Consider the following 16,779-nt stretch of genomic DNA (forward strand, 5'->3'; position numbering starts at 1 on the left):
AAGCTTTTGGATGTCTCTCCACTTGTCAAGGGAGCTCTCTCTTCTCGTTATTCCAAAGTAGCCGGCACAGCCTGGGCCTTTGAGCGTAGCGATACCGCGGCCAACGAAAGCTCTTATAGCATCAACTGTCTCTGGCGGATCTGTTATGAATGTATCAAACTTCCTAAGTGCATAATCTGGTAGAGGCTTTCTTAAATCGAATGTGAAAATCTCAATATTGCTGTAGCCGATTTCATCCGCAGTTTTCTCAATGAACTTAGTTAACCTATCATCAATGTCCAAAACAGCTATTCTCTTTGGCAAGCCGGAGAGCATCAAGGCAATGCTCGTTAAATCATCATCTCCGAGAACGAAGACTTCTTTATTCTCTAAATCTCCTCTCGTGTGCATGAGGATTATCCTCGCCACCGTAGTTTCAGGGGTCACATAAGCTTGGTCAAATTCATGCTTTGGCTGGGGTCTGTCTTTAACTATCTCCTTAAACTGCTCAAGGAGCTCGCTAAAGGCATTAATATCAACAGTTTTTCCTTCACAGTGTGGGCATGTGTAGTCTTCCCTCTTGCCGATTCCATACTCCTCAGCAAGTTTCTTGCCATTCTCTGTCAAAAATACTCCGTCTTTGAACTCCACATAGCCCAGCTCTTTCAGCGTTTCAAGGACTGCAACTACTAAAGGTAAGGGCTCTTCACTTAAATCTACAATCCTCCATATGTCGCTGCTCGCTTGAACTGCGCTAACAACGTTCTCTATCGTCCTCTCATAAACGGGAATGTTTGTTTTCGCTTTAACCTTCTCGATAATCTCTCTCATCATCTCTCCCTCCGCAATTTCTAAGCTTTAAAAAGCTCGTAAAGAAAGTTGGAAAGGAGCATTTTAAAGTTTTTTGGATAAAATTTTGGAGAAAATGATTGAAAAGAGAAGTCCGAAGAAACTAAAACTCCAACTCTTGAGCTAAAATTTCAACCAATTTTTCTGCACTCTTCCTTACCTCTTCACTCATCTCTACAAAAAGACCCAGCTGCTTTGGCTGACATCCGATTAAGATGAACTTTGCGTTTATGTTCTGCTTTAAGTAGCCAACTAAAAGCTTGAGCGGAAGCTTGTGGGTTGAAAAACTTTCCCCCAAAGTTCCTTCTGGGTCTGCAATTACAATTTCTCCAGGTTTGCCTCCAAAGTCAACAGCATCTATGAATATAACGTGTGTAGGGTTTTCATTGATTATTTTGCCGAGGTAGCTCTCTGGAACTTCTCCACAGTTAAGGATGATAACTTTGTCGCTTTTTACTCTGTTTTTCAGCTCCTCGGCAACTATGACCCCAAAAGCGTCATCTCCCCTAACATCGTTGCCGATGCCGCAGATTACAACTTTTTCTGCACCTTTGAGGAAGTCTTCGAGCATTTTTATCACCAAAAATAAAATGAAATCAGAGCTTCTCAGCAACTTCTCTTATCTTCTCTGCAAACTCACTCTTTAAAAGCTCTTCAACATTGCCAATTTTTACGTCTAAGTCTCTATAAAGCGGAATGCTAACTAAGTATGGAACTCCAAACTCTTCAGCGAGCTTTTGAATGTCTTTTTCATCGTCCAATTTCATATTCTCAACAATGCCAATTATTTTGAGATTCTGCTCCTTAAGGAGTTCAAGCAGTTTTTTAACAACATTTACAGCAAGCTTTGAGGGTGTAGCAACAACCAGAAATTCTCCTCTCTTCAAGAACCTCAAAACGTCCAGAAACTGATCGCCCATTCCAGGTGGCATGTCTATGATTAGGAAATCTAAATCCTCCCATCTTGTGATTGCCAGAAGCTCTATTAAAGCATCGCTAATCTCGTGTCCCCTTAGAGGTGTTGGTTTGTCTTCTGAGTAAAAAACGATGCTCATGAACTTTATCCCATGAACTTCTGGAGGAACTATTCCCTTATCTTCTTCTGGAAGCTCTTTTGGTTCAAATCCTAAAATCACGTGGTCGCTTGCTCCATGGAAGTCCAAGTCAAGGAGGCCAACCTTATACCCTTTCTCGGCCAAAGCCAGAGCGAGAGTTGTTGACACCAATGACTTCCCAACTCCTCCTTTACCGCTCACGACTGGGATAATCCTCTTAACCTTCTCAAGCCTCGCTTCAATTGCTTTTATCCTTGGGTCAATCATTGCTCTTCCCCCTCAACCTTTATGGCCTCAACATAAACTCCTCTACCCTTCACAACTTCAAAGTCTCTGCTTCCACATTTTGGGCATGAGAGAAAGACATGGACAACCTCGGGAATGAAGTGAATGTCTTCTTTTATGCGTTCATCAAACTTGTTATTAACCTCTTTGAGCTTCCATACATGGCCGCAGTTTCTGCACTTGAATTCGGCCTCTTCGACCACGAACTCGATCTCCGCTTCTTCAGCTATTGTTCCCCTCTTAATCTCATTAATTGCAAATTTGAGGATTTCTTCATTAACATCCTGCAGTTCGCCGAGGACAACTCTAATTCCGAGAATCTTCTTTTTTCCTTGCTGTCTGGCAAATTCAATGGCAGTTCTTACAATCCCATCAGCTAAAGCCCACTCGTGCATCTTCACACCTCCCAGAGAATTAGTGTGAACGAAGTTTATAAAGCATGCAGTTTGCAACTGTAGGTTGAAAAGTTCAGAAAAACAGAAAAGCAAATGAGAAAAGCTAAACAGCATAAACTTCTTGTACGCCAGTCTGCTTAAACTTTGCCCTCTCTTTCGAGCCTCTTTCTCAGCTCTTCGAGCTTTTTTCTCGATTTCGTAACTGCCAACGCCTCATCTCTATATTTTCTTAAAACCCCTATATGGGGAAAAATTATTGCATCTCTAGGACACATTTTTGCGCAGGTATCACAACCAACCATGCAGTTGTAAGGTCTAGCAACTACAGGACGCATCTTTTCGAAGTCCCAATCATAGACAACCCTTCCACTGCAGGTCATAAAGCAGAGACCACAGCCTATGCATCTGTCATAGTCTATTTGGGGATACCACGGAATTTCTTTTCTGTCAATCTCCCACCATTTGATCTTTGAGTAATCCCTAATCTTTCTCCCTAAGATGTCTTCACCTATTACAGGAATCTCGGTCATATGATCACCATTACAAATGAAAATATTTTCATTTAAAAATTTTCCTTTCATTTAAAGTTTTGAACTTTTAGTTATACTAAAAACTGTCCAGAAAGCTTTAAAATCCTATAGATAGAGGATTTGACGATGGAAAATGCTCTGCTTACAGAACATAACTTATGAAGACAAAAACAGAAGGATTATTGAGAATGTGAACATGACGTTCAGGAAAGGCATCACGTATTCTATCCTTGGCCCAAACGGGGCTGGGAAATCAACCATAGCCTATATTATCATGGGAGCAATAAAGCCAACTGGAGGGAAAGTTCTGCTTGATGAAAGGGATATAACGGAACTAAGCATAACGGAGAGAGCTAAGCTCGGAATCACTTTACTCTGGCAGGAGCCAGCTCGCTATGATGGAATAACGCTCGAGGAATATCTAACCCTCGGAGGAAAGCTGAATGTGAGCGAAAGTGAGCTAAGAAGGGTTTTTGAGATTGTTGGATTGCCATATGAACTTTACTGCCACAGGTTTGTGGATAAGAGCCTCAGCGGAGGGGAAAGAAAGAGAATTGAGCTTGCATCTGTTCTTCTTTTGAAACCGAAGTATGCCATCCTCGATGAGCCCGACTCGGGATTGGATATAACTGCAAGCGACCTGATAGATAGAACCCTGGAGTACCTAGGAAAGGTCGGCACAACGGTGATTCTAATCACCCATCACGAAGAAATCGCGAAGAAGACCGAGTTTAGCTATTTTGTCTGTGGGGGAAAGGTCGTGAGAAAAGGATTTTCTGAGGAAGTTGTTGAATACTACAAAAGAGTCTGTGGGAAATGCCCACTTTTGGAAGGGATGAGTGATGGTCATTAAAATGGATCGAGTAAAAGAATATGAAGCTTTAGTGAATATCTATGAGAAGGAATGCCTAGATATTTCCCTGTTTGGCGATAGGATAGCCGCAATAATAATAAGTGGGGATAAAATAGTTGGATTGAACAACGTTGAGGGCGTTGAAATTGTTGGTGAGGAAATAGAAAATGGTGTCAAAGCAAGCGTAAAAATCAAGGATAATGTTGAACTCCCCGTTCCCGATACATCTCTGTACTGGCTTCTTAAAAAATGAGGGGTATCAGAGGGTTATTTTTGACATAACCGTGGGGAAGAATTCTAAGGTCAAGTTCCTGTCCCACTGCATTTTCCCCTATGCCAAAGACTTTACCCACGACGCGTATGCGAGGATCACAATTGGTGAAGGTTCAGCGGTGATTTATGAGGATGAGCACGTTCACGGCGAAGGAGTTAAAATGAGGAGCAAAACCGAAGTGAAAGTCGGGAAGAGGGGAAGATACACCGGAAAGTTTTCCCTGACTAAATACCGTGCAAAAGAACTTAAGGTTGAAATGAATGTTGAGCTTGATGATTATGCCGTAACGGAGCTTGTCTCGAAGATAAAAGCTGTTAAAGATGACTCTGTTGAGGTTAAAGAGGTTGCCTATCTCAGTGGGAGATCATCGAGGGCAAACCTGAAGACCACCGTAATAGCCTTCGACAATGCAAGGGCAAATGTGGTAAACGAGGCTTATGGTCTTGGAGAGTACGCGAAGGGTCATGTGGAATGTCATGAAATAGTTAAAGGAAACGCCGATGTTCAGACGATCCCCCTCCTCAGGGTGAGGAACGATAAAGCCGAGCTTACCCATGAGGCTTCAATAGGAAGAATAAACGAAGCCCAGCTCATGCAGCTAATGGCAAAAGGACTAACAGAAGAAGAAGCCGCTGAGCTAATAATAAGAGGCTTACTTAGGGGATTTTAAAAAAGGATTAAGAAAAGAAAACATGCTTTAGGGTTTTAATTCCCGTTATCAGCCATAGAGCAAAGAGAAGCCAGTAAAGGGCAAATCCAAAGCTGTCTATTATGCCTATACCAAAGGCTAAAGCGACGTTGTGAGTTGCACTTACATAGGCTCCAAGCGGAAATATGAATGCCCACCAAGCTAGGCTGTATGGCAGATTGAGCTTTCTGATGTAGTGGAGTGTCATTATCACCGCCATAACGAACCACCAGACGCCAAAGCCCCAGAATATCAGTCCAAGGGCAAAAAAGGCTTCTTTCATTGTTATGAACTCTGAATTCTTCCCGAGCATGTAGAGTGTTGAAGTTCCAGCACCAATGGGGCCAAGATTAATCCAAATTGCTGGAGCAATTCCGCAGGGTAAAGGCTCGTGAGCTATGAAGCGATGCATGACTATTGCGGAAAGAGCCAGATAAAGGAAGAACCCAGCCCCCCATGCGAAGTAGTTTATGAATACCATGACCTCTTTCCAAATTCCAGAGAACGTGTTCATTAAAGCTCCTCCGCTCAAGGGGATTACGATAAGACCAACGGGAGGAATAAACCAAGCTGGGGTGACGTTCTTGATGTCAATTTTCTCTTGTATGAACATTAGGTATGGGATCAGAAAGGCGAAGAATATCGTTAGAGGCATTCCTATCAGCCAGAAAGCCTTTGCAAGTGTGAGATTCTTTAATATCAGTAGATAATCAGCTGAAAGAACGAGCAAGGCTATTGCTATTGTTCCATAAAAATGGCAGATTACAGGGTGATATAGATCTTTCAATGCATCCTCTTTGTATTTGAACCACTTCAGAACCCAAGGCACTAGGAGAATGAAGAAAAGCGCTGTGTTTAAATATGTCAATCCAACTGCAACACTCTTTAATGCTGGAATTATGCTTGAATATGCTAAACTAACTAAGGCTAATGCTCCCGTTCCCATAACACTTGCAAACCAAGAGGGTGCAAAGTCCTTCACGCTTATCTTCATTTTTGTTCACCTGTCTTTTTCTTCATATGAGAAAATTTTATATGAAAAATTTTTAAACATTTTCTAAACCGAAATTTTACACCCAAGAAAACAGTTAAAGAAAAACTAATGAGAAGCGTTCAGGAGATAGAGGGAAATGTTTAGTGTCTGTACTTCTCTTGCTCAATCTTCTCCTTCCAATTTTTATCTACTTCAAGAGCTTGATTTATAAATGCCTCAACAATGTCTTTTATTTTTCCGTATGCTCCTGTAACCACTTGTATTCCTAAGCTCTGGAAGTATGCCATCGCTTTCATTCCCATGCCATAAGCCAAAACAACTTCTCCCCCATGATCTTTTATGAATCCTGGCAAATCCCCAGGGCTGTGTTCGTCAAATGGAACCTCAACAACTTCTACATTTTCAATTTTCTCATTTCGAATATTCACAAAGACGAAATACTTCGCTCTCCCAAAATGTTCGCAAATTTCACTCTCTAATCCTCTGCTGTCCTTTGCTGGAATTGCAATTCTCATGATTAATCACCGAGCAAATTGTTGAACTATCATTCATATAAAGTTTGTGCATATGCACATAAATCTCAATCTTCTGGTTGATAACATTAACTTTGAGAAATTGTTATAAATTATGTTACTATTCTACATATCCGGTGGTACTAATGCTCATGTTGAATAAGCTCATTGAAGAGCGTAACCTTCAAGAAATCCTCAAATTAGCCAAGGAATTTCACGGACACATATGCCCTTACTTAGCCCTAGGAATAAGAGCCTCAGTTGTTGCTATGGATGAGCTTGGGGTAGGAAGGTTGGATTATTCCTCGAGCATAGATGAGAGGATTTTGGCAATTGTTGAAACAAACAACTGCTTTTCTGATGGAGTTCAAGTTGCAACGGGATGCACTTTTGGAAACAACTCTCTGATATTCTTGGATTTGGGTAAAACTGCACTGACATTGGTGAAAAGAGGAACTTGGGAGGGTGTTAGAGTTTACGTTGATGGTGAAAAGATTCGCTCGCTGATCCCGAGAGAAGTGAGTGAGCTCTTTGATAAGGTTGTAAAACGCAGGGAAGGGACTGAGGAAGATAGGAAAAGGCTCAGCAAAATGTGGGAGAAAATTGGGTTTGAGATGCTTGACTTGCCCAAGAGCTTTTTCAAGATTGAGAGAGTTGAAGTTGAGCCTATCGAGCAGGCACCTATCTTTGAAAGCGTTCGCTGCTCTAAGTGTGGAGAGCTCGTTATGAGCATCAGAGCTGTTTACATAAACGATGAGCCATTCTGCTTGAAATGTGCTGGAGAAAGATACTATGCACTAATCGGCAGAGGCATTGTTGGAACGGGAGGTGCTAAAGAATGAGAAAGCTTATTGCTTTAATGCTTGGGCTGTTGTTGGTAATTTCAATCAGCGGATGTATAAGCAATACAAGCCAAAGCTCGACTGTGACTCAAACTCAAGAATATCTAACAATCATCGATATGATTGGAAGAGAAGTCAAAGTACCAGCGAAAGTTGAGAGAATTGTTGCCGCAGGACCGGGGGCTTTGAGGCTGATAGTTTATCTCAATGCAACAGATATGGTTGTTGGAGTTGAAGACTTCGAGAAGCGTTACAACTATGGAAGACCTTACATTTTAGCTCACCCAGAGCTTAAGGACTTGCCAACAATTGGTCCAGGAGGCCCAGGAAAGCTACCCAACCTTGAGGAGCTGGTTAAGCTGAAGCCAGACGTTATCTTCATGGTCTATGTCGATGCAAAGACTGCTGATGATATTCAAGCTAAGACAGGCATTCCCGTCGTTGTTCTCGACTACGGTCAGCTTGCCACATTTGACGATGAAACGCTTTTCAAATCCCTTGAGCTTGCAGGCAAAATCCTCGGAAAGGAAAAACGTGCGGAGGAAGTTATAAATTTCATAAAGAGCGTTCAGGAGGATTTGAACAAGAGAACAGAAAACGTTGAGAGTCCAAGGGTTTACGTAGGTGGGATAGGCTACAAAGGAGCTCACGGCATAGAGAGCACTGAGGCAAAGTATCCTCCTTTCGTCGTTCTGAATACCAAGAACGTTGCCGATGTTCTAGGCGAAGGACACAAGTTCATTGACAAGGAAAAGCTCTTGGAGTGGAATCCCGACTACATATTCATAGATGAAGGTGGCCTGAAGCTTGTCCTTGAGGATTATCAGAAAAACCCAGACTTCTACAATTCTCTCAAAGCGGTGAGGGAGGGCAATGTTTACGGAATTCTGCCCTACAATTTCTATGCTACAAACATAGGGACTGCACTGGCAGATGCATACTTTATAGGAAAAGTTCTCTATCCAGAGCGCTTTAAGGACATTGATCCAGCGAAGAAAGCTGATGAAATTTACGCTTTCCTAGTCGGCAAGCCCGTTTATGAAGAGCTGGCAAAGCAGTTTGGAGGCTTTGGAAAGATTGATTTGGCAAATGGAAGTGTTAAGTACTCACTACCAACTTCGCCGTGATGAAAATGCACGAGGACTATCAGAGGTATATAAAGAGGAAATACCTTACGGGCCTTGTTTTGCTCTTTCTTTTATTCCTCACCTCAGTTTATTCCCTAAGTAAAGGGGCGTACACAATACCATTTAAGCAAGTTCTGCTTACAATTTCTGGAAAAACCCTCGGAAATTATGCAACTGTAATTTGGAGCATCAGACTGCCGAGGATAGTTGCGGCAGTCATAGTTGGAGCTTCACTTGCAATAGCTGGCGCTGTAATGCAGGGCTTTCTCAAGAATCCTCTCGCAACTCCTTTCACAATGGGCGTTTCCCATGGAGCGATGTTTGGGGCTTCTCTTGCAATTCTCCTTGGTGCTGGTTATTCTGAAAGCTCTGGAAGGATTTTTGTGAACAATCCATATGCCGTTGTTCTGGCTGCATTTCTCGGAGCTTTGACCTCCGTTGCAATTATTTTAACCTTGGCTAAGCTTAAAGGTTTGAGTCCCGAAGCAATGATTTTGTCGGGAGTTGCTATGAGTTCCCTCTTTGTTGCCTTAACTACTCTCGTCCAGTACTTTGCCGATGAACTGCAGCTTGCGGCTATGGTTTATTGGAGCTTTGGAGATTTAGGAAGGGCAACTTGGAGGGAGAACTTCATAATGCTGACAGTTTTCATAACTGCATTTGCGTATTTCATGTGGAAGAGATGGGATTTGAATTCAGTTCAGTGCGGCGATGACGTTGCAAAGTCTTTGGGAGTTGATGTTGAAAAGATAAGATTGATTGGCACTCTGCTGGCTTCTCTTTTAACTGCAGTAAGCGTCTCTTCTGTTGGCATAATAGGGTTTGTTGGATTAATTGCCCCCCATACGATGCGTTTGATAATCGGAAGCGATTACAGGTTTTTAATTCCTCTTTCAGCTTTAACTGGAGCAATACTTTTATTGGTAGCAGATACGATAGCGAGGCTGCTGTTTTCTCCTTTTATCCTCCCGGTTGGGGTTGTTACCTCTTTTCTCGGAGCGCCGATGTTCATTTATCTGCTGGTGAGGATGGAGGGGAGAGCATGAAGGCAGTGAGAGTTAATGGCTTGAGCTTTTCCTATAACGGAAGGAAGGTTCTTAAGGATGTGAGGCTTGAAGTTGATGAAGGAGAATTCGTTGCGATTTTGGGTCCAAATGGTGCTGGAAAGTCAACGCTCATAAAATGCATAGCTGGTATTCTGGATTGTGAAGGTGTTGAGATATTTGAGAGGCCTTTAAAGGAATACTCACGTCAAGAGCTCGCTAAGATCATTGGTTATGTTCCTCAGAGGAGCGGTGGGAGCTTTATGACGGTTTTTGATGCCGTCCTTTTGGGGAGAAAGCCGCACATGAGAATAGCTCCAGCTGAGAGGGACTTGAAGAAGGCCGAGGAAGTTTTGAAGCTGCTGAGGCTTGAAAAGCTTGCTTTAAAGAGGACGAACCAGCTCAGCGGTGGAGAGTTACAAAAAGTTGTTATTGCTAGGGCTTTAGCTCAAGAACCAAAAATTCTCCTTATGGACGAGCCGACAAACAATCTGGACTTGAAGAGCCAGCTTGAGGTCATGAGGATTGCAAAAAGCTTTGAAGGCACTTCAATAGTTGTCATGCATGATGTTAATTTGGCTTTGAGGTTTGCTGAAAGATTTGTGTTTATGAAAGACGGAAGAATTGTGGCGGATGGGGGAGTCGAGATAATAAAGCCCAAACTTTTTGAGAAAGTTTATGATGTTAAGGTGGAAATAGAAGAGGTAAGAGGGATTCCCATTGTTGTTCCTCTGGGATAAATTCTTTTAGGAATCAGAAAGTTCGTCGTGAGAGAGTAGGATTGTGCTTCTCAAATGAGACTTTTGCAACCTCTACATTTCAAATTTTACCATTTTAGACGCCTAAAATCCAAAATACCTGCAAATTTCACCACTTATTGTCAATCATCGAGGTAAATTATTATAAATCAGGTTGCCGGTTTCGATTTTGGTGATACGGAATGAAAATTTTAATATGTGGGAAAGGTGGTTGTGGGAAAAGCACAATTACAGCAATGCTCGGAAAGTACTTAGCGAATAGAGGCTATAGAGTCTTAATAGTGGATGCGGATGAGTCTAATCCTGGCTTATACAGAATGTTAGGCTTGTCCAAGACAAAAACTTTGGCGGAATATTTAGGTGGAAAGAAGCAAGTAAAAGCGATTCTAAATAATCCAGAACTGCCTAAGACCTTTGAGGAAATTCCAGAGGAAATTCTCTCAAAAAGAGAAAACTTAAGTGTAATGAGCATTGGTAAGATTGAAGAACCTGGCGAAGGATGCGCCTGTCCATATGGAGTCCTAGCAAAGAAATTTCTAAAAAATTTACAACCAAAGAAAAGAGAAATTGTCTTGGTTGATACCGAAGCTGGGATAGAGCACTTTGGAAGAGGAATAGACTTGGAAGTTGATGTTATAGTAAATGTTGCAGAGCCCAACTTGGAATCAATTGAGCTTTCAAGAAAGATTGAAAAATTAGCTGAAAAAGCTGGCTTAAAGCATGTCTTTGTTCTAAATAAGGCTTTACCGGAAGTTTTGGACAAAGTTAATGTCAAGCCCGATGTTGTCATTCCATTCAATCAGAAGTTCATTTACGACAGTTTGGAGGGCAAGGAAGTTGAAGTTCTGCCTCAAATAGAAGAGCTCTGGAAAGTTATGAATGCTAAAGCTAGTTGAAGGGGGCTTTATTGGAATTGGTTAATGCCTAGCTACGCTTATTGTGAGCTATCTCGAATCTCTCTTTCTATACATTTTCATTTAAATTTTTGCTCAGTTTTTGGACAATTTTTACATTACATTTATCACTCGTAGTGATTTCGACTTTAGTCGAAGATATCATTTACAATCAGCGAAAAACTTATAAGGAAAAACTGCATTCTGGACTGAAAAAAGGAGGTGAAAAGATGCAAGTTGGCGAAGGATTTTTGAACGAAAGGTATATACCAATGGAACATTTTAGGGAAATACAGAAGAAAGCTTTAGAGAATCCAGAGGAGTTCTGGGCGGAGCAGGCAAAGGTCTTAGACTGGTTCAAAACTTGGGACAAAGTCTTGGACGACTCAAATCCACCATTCTACAGATGGTTCGTTGGTGGAGTCCTAAATGCTTCTTACAACGCCCTTGACAGACACATCAAAGCAGGAAAGAGAAATAAAGCAGCAATAATTTGGGAAGGAGAAGATGGTAGCACGAGGACATTAACCTACTACGAGCTATACAGAGAAGTGAACAGATTTGCAAGCGTTTTGAAGAACCTAGGAGTCAAAAAAGGTGACAGAGTTGTAATCTATATGCCAATGGTTCCGGAAGTTGCAGTAGCAATGTTGGCATGTGCAAGGATTGGTGCAATTCACAGCGTTGTTTTCAGCGGATTCTCTGCTGAAGCATTGGCAAGCAGAATCAACGATGCCAAGGCGAAGGTAGTTATTACAGCTGATGTACTTTACAGAAGGGGTAAAAAGATCAACTTGAAAGAAATTGTTGATAAAGCTTTGCTAGAAACACCAAGTGTTGAAAGTGTTGTAGTCTTGAAGAGAGACGACGAGAACGTTAACATGATTGAGGGAAGAGATTATTACTGGCAAGACCTTATCAAAGGTGCTGAAAGATACGTTGAGCCGGAGCCAGTTGAAGCAACACATCCATTGTTCATTCTCTACACAAGTGGAACAACTGGAAAGCCAAAGGGTGTTGTTCACTCAACTGGAGGTTATCTTGTTTACGTTACAAAGACCATGCAGTGGGCATGGAACCTTAGAGATGACGACCTATTCTGGTGTACAGCAGATGTCGGCTGGATTACAGGACACAGCTACGTTGTGTATGGGCCTTTAACTCTTGGGGTAACCGTTATGATGTACGAAGGTGCATTGAACTATCCAAAGCCTGATAGAGTCTGGGAGATCGTTGAGAAGCACGGTGTAACGATTCTATACACAGCGCCAACTGCAATTAGGATGTTAATGAGGTATGGCGACGAGTGGGTTAAGAGACACGATTTATCAAGCCTCAGGATGCTTGGAACAGTTGGAGAGCCAATAAACCCAAGCGCATGGAAGTGGTACTATGAGGTCGTTGGACAGAGGAGATGCCCAATCATTGACACATGGTGGCAGACCGAGACGGGTGGTTACATGATTTATCCGTCAGCTGGAATTCAACTACCACCACTAAAACCAGGTTCAGCAACCTTCCCAGGAATTGGAGTTGATGCTGATGTTGTTGATGCCAATGGAAACCCAACAAAGCCAGGAGAGAGAGGTTACTTGGTAATCAAGAAGCCTTGGCCAGGAATGCTAATGACTCTCTGGGGAGACGATGAGAGATATATCAAAACCTATTGGGAAAGATTTAGCAAGCCAGAAGAGGGAGTTTGGATTTACTATCCAGCAGATTATGCTATGAAAGATGAAGACGGCTATTTTTGGATATTTGGAAGAGCTGATGAGGTCTTAAACGTCGCTGGTCATAGAATTGGTACAGCGGAGATAGAGCATGCTTTAGTCATGCACCCAGCAATTGCTGAAGCGGCTGTAATTGGAAAAGAAGATGAGGTTAAAGGCGAAGTTCCAGTAGCGTTTGTAATACTAAAAGAAGGCTTCTACGGAACCGAACAGTTGAGAAGAGAACTCATTCACCACGTCAGAGAAACGCTCGGCCCAATTGCAACACCAGCGGCAGTGTTCTTCGTCAACAAGCTGCCAAAGACAAGGAGTGGGAAAATAATGAGAAGAGTGTTGAAGGCTTTGGCTACAGGAAAGAGCGTTGGTGATCTAACAACACTTGAAGACGAGGCAAGCGTTGAGGAAGTAAAGGCTGCATTGGAGAACTTGGAGATTAAGTGACTTTTCATTTTTCAAATTTTTGATAAAGAAAAAAGTCAGCAAACTCTCGGCACAGGATCTCCAATAGGAGGCTCCATGAACCTTTTGCCACCAATTCCAGTCTCTAAGATAACTTTGCCTTTATATTCAGCGATAACTTCTCCAATTATTGCGGCATCTTTTCCTCTCTTTGTCTTTCTCATGGCTTCAAGTGCTTCCTCAGCATATTCCTTTGCAACGATCATAACAACCTTGCCTTCATTTGCCACTTCATAGGGGCTTATTCCAAGCATGTCACTTGCTGCTCTAACTTCTGGCTTTACTGGAATATCACTTTCTCTTACGAGAATCCCAACGTTGCTTTTTCTCGCTATTTCATTTAAGGCGTTGCTCAGTCCACCTCTCGTAGGATCCTTCATTGCGTGGATATTTTCCCATCCAATTGCATCAGCAACTGCTTTGACAACTTCCCAAATTGGTGCAACGTCGCTTTTGAGCTCAGTTTCAAACGCTATTCCCTCACGATGGCTCATTATGGCTATTCCATGATCTCCAACCGTTCCGCTAACTAAAACAACATCTCCAATCTTTGCTCCAGAATCCGTGATGACTCTCTCAGCTATCCCAAGTCCAGCTGTAATCACAAAGATTCCAATCTTGTCTTCAACCACCTTTGTATCTCCAGTAACTATCGGAACTGGGACCTCTTTGGCGGTTCTATCCATTGACTGTAAAATTCTCTCAAGATCTTCACTGCTGAATCCTTCTTGAATAATCATCGAATTTGCTAAGGCTAAAGGCTTTGCTCCCATCACTGCCAAGTCATTAACTGTTCCGCTGACTGCTAACCTTCCGATATTCCCTCCTGGGAAAAATAGTGGCTTCACTGTGTGCCCGTCAATTGTGAAAACTATATGCTTGTCTCCAAAAGGAATTGTTGCACCATCATCCAAAGCTTCTAATCCAACTCCTCCCGCCGATTTTAAGCTTAAGTTCTTTAAGATGAAGTCTTTGATGAACTCTCCCATTAGCTCTCCACCAGCTCCATGTTCGAGTTTAATTTTCATTTTGGTCACCCATGAAACTTTAATGGAATGGGTATTTTAAGCTGTTTTGGGGTCATTTTTGGGTAATAAAAATTTGAGAGAAAGAGCTAAAGCATCAGATCCTCCTTGCTTAAGTATCCCTCCAAGTAAAGTCCGCCCAAAAATGCTTGTCCAACGTTTATGCCGTTGTCCCCTCTGGGAACTTCCTGAGTGACATAAAACTTCAGCCCGTTTCTTTCAACGATTTTCCTTATGGTTTTGACTATTAGCTCGTTGTATGCAACACCACCGCTTATTCCAACATTCTTTACTCCAAATTCCTTTGCTTTTTCAACTGCTATCTCTCCAAAAGCTCTTCCAAGGGCTAAGTGGACGGAGTAAGCAATGTCTGTGGGATTTGCGTTCACTTCAAGGGCCTGCCTGAACAGCTCTTCAACTTTAATCTTCTCACCGTCAATCGGGATACTAAATCCTAAATCGTTTTTACCTCTGAATGCAAAGCTCTCAAGTTTCATGGCTGGTTCTCCTTCGTATGTTCTCCTGTAGGCGACATTCAGCATAACAGCAAAAGCATCAAGGACTCTTCCTGTTGAAGATGCATAGCTGACGTTTATGTCTCTAGCGAGCTGATTTAGGATTACATTGAACTCGACTTTGCCATATTTTAGGCTCTCAACGGCTTTTGGACAGCATCTTTGAATAATTTCCTTGACTTCTTCTATGTCGTATATTTTGCTTAGAATGCCCATCAAGGCTCTAAGGGGATAGTAGCTTGCCAGATCTCCTCCAGGAAGTGGGTAATAATCAATATGTGCTAGTCTTTCCACGTCTTCATAGCTCATGTAAATAACTTCCCCTCCCCAAGTGTTGCCGTCAACTCCATATCCGACGCCATCAACGGCTATTCCGATTATTTCATCTAGTTTGTTTTCTGCCATTACTGAGGCTATGTGCGCATAATGGTGTTGCACTTGCAGAAACTCAACTCCCTCATTTTCAGCTATCTCCATAGCAAGTTTTGTTGTGTTGTAGAGGGGATGTAAGTCCGATATGACCAAGTCAAGATTTTTAATCCTCAAAATTTTGCGGAAATGTGCTATGGCTTCGCGCATGAACTCAAGGACTTCAACCTTTGAAGTGTTGCCTATGTACTGACTTGGGTAAATCCTTCCATTCTTGGCAAAGCCGAAGGCATTTAAGAGCTCTGCACCAACAGCTAGGCCAGTGAACTCAAATGGAATATCTATCGGCAGAGGAACAAAGCCCCTGCTCCTTCTAATGACTGCTCTTTTTCCATCTACAAACCTTATAACGCTGTCATCTGCTCTGTTCAGGATTTTTCTGTTATGCAGAAGGAAGTAATCGGCCAAATCTTTGAGTTCTTTGAAAGCTTTATCATTATCTTTGACCATCGGCAAGCCAGGATAGTTTGCAGAGGTCATGACATAAACGGGGCTCTTTGAGTAGTGGAAGAGCAAATAATGAATGCCAGAATATGGAAGCATGACACCTATCGTGTGCAGACCCGGAGCTAAAGCCTCTGGAAGCGGGAACGGCTCTTTCTTGCGAAGGGCAATTATTGGTTTCCTATAGCTCAAAAGCTCCTCTTTTTCAGCGTCACTAACTATAGCAAAGCTCTCAATGGTTTCTAAGTCTTTTGCCATTAAAGCAAAAGGCTGCTGGGGTCTTAGGATTCTCTTCCTCAGTTCTTCAACAACATCTTCGTTCGTTGCGTCGCAAGCAATGTGTATTCCGCCGATTCCCTTGATTGCCACGATGTATCCCTTATCAATCAGCTCTGCCGTCTTTTTTATTGGATCTCCGATGATTTCCTCCCCATCTCTTGTGTAGAGCCTGTAAGATGGCCCACAAACAGGGCAGCAGACTGGTTCAGCATGGTATCTTCTGTTTAGCGGGTCTTTATACTCGCTCTCACAGAATTCACACATCTCAAACTCTCTCATTGTCGTATTGATGCGGTCATAGGGTAAGTCTTCAATTATAGTGAACCTTGGTCCACAGTTTGTACATACAATGAAAGGATACATATATCTCTTGTTGGTTGGATCAAAAAGCTCTCTAACACAGTCCTCACAGATTGAAACGTCGGGGGGAATTATTGAATCTCCACCAGAGCCGCCTTGGGAGCTTTTTTCTATGTAAAAGCTGTCAAATCCTTGGGGAGTTATCTCTTTCTTCTTAATCTTTTCGACTTTAGCAAGTGGAGGAGCTTTATACTTTAAATCATACAGAAAAGCTTCGATGTCACTTTCATTTCCTTCAACAACTATCTCGACTCCAGCATCTCCAAGATTTTTTACGTAACCCCTTAAATTGTGCTCATGGGCTATTCTGTAAACGAAAGGTCGAAATCCGACTCCTTGAACTATGCCTTCAACGTGAATGTGATAGGCCTTCATCTTCTCACCTATGTCTAACTCTGAGAAAAAACTAATTTATATCTTTCCAAAATCTAAAGTTGAAAACTAAAAAGGAGTTTTTAACC

General features: G+C 42.2%; 16 protein-coding genes and 1 pseudogene. 8 read left to right on the plus strand and 9 right to left on the minus strand.

What is annotated here, in order from left to right:
• The 5 genes from bpsA to E3E24_RS08510 all read right to left on the minus strand — a co-directional run.
• Nucleotides 1-810: N(4)-bis(aminopropyl)spermidine synthase (gene bpsA, locus E3E24_RS08490; protein ID WP_167915927.1), on the minus strand; the 810-nt coding region annotated here is incomplete at its 3' end.
• A gap of 121 nt (nt 811-931) precedes the next feature.
• Nucleotides 932-1,399, minus strand: a complete 468-nt coding sequence (hycI, locus tag E3E24_RS08495; RefSeq protein WP_206204999.1) for a hydrogenase maturation peptidase HycI — start codon at nt 1,397-1,399, stop codon at nt 932-934.
• A 25-nt stretch (nt 1,400-1,424) separates the two neighbouring features.
• Entirely contained in the window at nt 1,425-2,150 is a 726-nt protein-coding gene (locus tag E3E24_RS08500) for an Mrp/NBP35 family ATP-binding protein (RefSeq protein ID WP_167886567.1), read from the minus strand.
• Nucleotides 2,147-2,563, minus strand: a complete 417-nt coding sequence (gene hypA, locus E3E24_RS08505; RefSeq protein WP_167886568.1) for a hydrogenase nickel incorporation protein HypA — start codon at nt 2,561-2,563, stop codon at nt 2,147-2,149. Before hypA ends, E3E24_RS08500 begins: the two co-directional genes overlap by 4 nt.
• A gap of 137 nt (nt 2,564-2,700) precedes the next feature.
• Nucleotides 2,701-3,093, minus strand: coding sequence for a ferredoxin family protein (locus E3E24_RS08510; RefSeq protein WP_167886569.1), 393 nt, complete (start codon nt 3,091-3,093; stop codon nt 2,701-2,703).
• A gap of 133 nt (nt 3,094-3,226) precedes the next feature.
• On the opposite strand from E3E24_RS08510, the gene E3E24_RS08515 reads away from it, so the two are divergent.
• On the plus strand, nt 3,227-3,946 hold the full coding sequence (locus E3E24_RS08515) for an ATP-binding cassette domain-containing protein (RefSeq protein WP_167886570.1): 720 nt from the start codon (nt 3,227-3,229) through the stop codon (nt 3,944-3,946).
• A pseudogene (locus E3E24_RS08520) lies at nt 3,936-4,890 on the plus strand (SufD family Fe-S cluster assembly protein). Before E3E24_RS08515 ends, E3E24_RS08520 begins: the two are co-directional and overlap by 11 nt.
• A gap of 7 nt (nt 4,891-4,897) precedes the next feature.
• Here E3E24_RS08520 and tdt read toward each other — a convergent pair.
• Both tdt and E3E24_RS08530 read right to left on the minus strand, forming a co-directional pair.
• Nucleotides 4,898-5,902, minus strand: coding sequence for a tellurite-resistance/dicarboxylate transporter (gene tdt / locus E3E24_RS08525; RefSeq protein WP_167886571.1), 1,005 nt, complete (start codon nt 5,900-5,902; stop codon nt 4,898-4,900).
• Between the two features lie 140 nt (nt 5,903-6,042).
• Nucleotides 6,043-6,417 (minus strand): NifB/NifX family molybdenum-iron cluster-binding protein, encoded by a 375-nt coding sequence (locus E3E24_RS08530; protein WP_167886572.1) that lies wholly within the window; start codon nt 6,415-6,417, stop codon nt 6,043-6,045.
• A 143-nt stretch (nt 6,418-6,560) separates the two neighbouring features.
• Between E3E24_RS08530 and E3E24_RS08535 the strand changes: the two genes are divergently transcribed.
• The 6 genes from E3E24_RS08535 (at nt 6,561) to acs (ending at nt 13,248) form a co-directional block, all read left to right on the plus strand.
• On the plus strand, nt 6,561-7,256 hold the full coding sequence (locus E3E24_RS08535) for an FmdE family protein (protein WP_167886573.1): 696 nt from the start codon (nt 6,561-6,563) through the stop codon (nt 7,254-7,256).
• The gene (locus E3E24_RS08540; protein ID WP_206205000.1) at nt 7,253-8,383 is read left to right on the plus strand and encodes an iron ABC transporter substrate-binding protein; all 1,131 of its coding nucleotides are present in this window, start codon (nt 7,253-7,255) and stop codon (nt 8,381-8,383) included. Before E3E24_RS08535 ends, E3E24_RS08540 begins: the two co-directional genes overlap by 4 nt.
• A gap of 5 nt (nt 8,384-8,388) precedes the next feature.
• Nucleotides 8,389-9,429, plus strand: a complete 1,041-nt coding sequence (locus E3E24_RS08545) for an iron ABC transporter permease (RefSeq protein WP_167886685.1) — start codon at nt 8,389-8,391, stop codon at nt 9,427-9,429.
• The gene (locus tag E3E24_RS08550) at nt 9,426-10,166 is read left to right on the plus strand and encodes an ABC transporter ATP-binding protein (RefSeq protein ID WP_167886574.1); all 741 of its coding nucleotides are present in this window, start codon (nt 9,426-9,428) and stop codon (nt 10,164-10,166) included. Before E3E24_RS08545 ends, E3E24_RS08550 begins: the two co-directional genes overlap by 4 nt.
• Before the next feature lie 200 nt (nt 10,167-10,366).
• On the plus strand, nt 10,367-11,080 hold the full coding sequence (locus E3E24_RS08555; protein WP_167886575.1) for a P-loop NTPase: 714 nt from the start codon (nt 10,367-10,369) through the stop codon (nt 11,078-11,080).
• 227 nt (nt 11,081-11,307) lie between these two features.
• A complete protein-coding gene (gene acs / locus E3E24_RS08560) occupies nt 11,308-13,248 on the plus strand; it encodes an acetate--CoA ligase (protein ID WP_167886576.1) in 1,941 nt (646 codons plus the stop codon).
• 35 nt (nt 13,249-13,283) lie between these two features.
• On the opposite strand, the gene hypE is transcribed toward acs, so the two are convergent.
• Both hypE and hypF read right to left on the minus strand, forming a co-directional pair.
• Complete coding sequence (hypE, locus tag E3E24_RS08565; protein ID WP_167886577.1) at nt 13,284-14,294, minus strand: hydrogenase expression/formation protein HypE; 1,011 nt, start codon at nt 14,292-14,294, stop codon at nt 13,284-13,286.
• Nucleotides 14,295-14,380: 86 nt separating this feature from the next.
• The gene (gene hypF / locus E3E24_RS08570) at nt 14,381-16,693 is read right to left on the minus strand and encodes a carbamoyltransferase HypF (RefSeq protein ID WP_167886578.1); all 2,313 of its coding nucleotides are present in this window, start codon (nt 16,691-16,693) and stop codon (nt 14,381-14,383) included.
• Nucleotides 16,694-16,779: the final 86 nt, after the last annotated feature.

This window comes from Thermococcus sp. LS2 (assembly GCF_012027375.1).
In the GTDB taxonomy this organism is placed as follows: domain Archaea; phylum Methanobacteriota_B; class Thermococci; order Thermococcales; family Thermococcaceae; genus Thermococcus_B.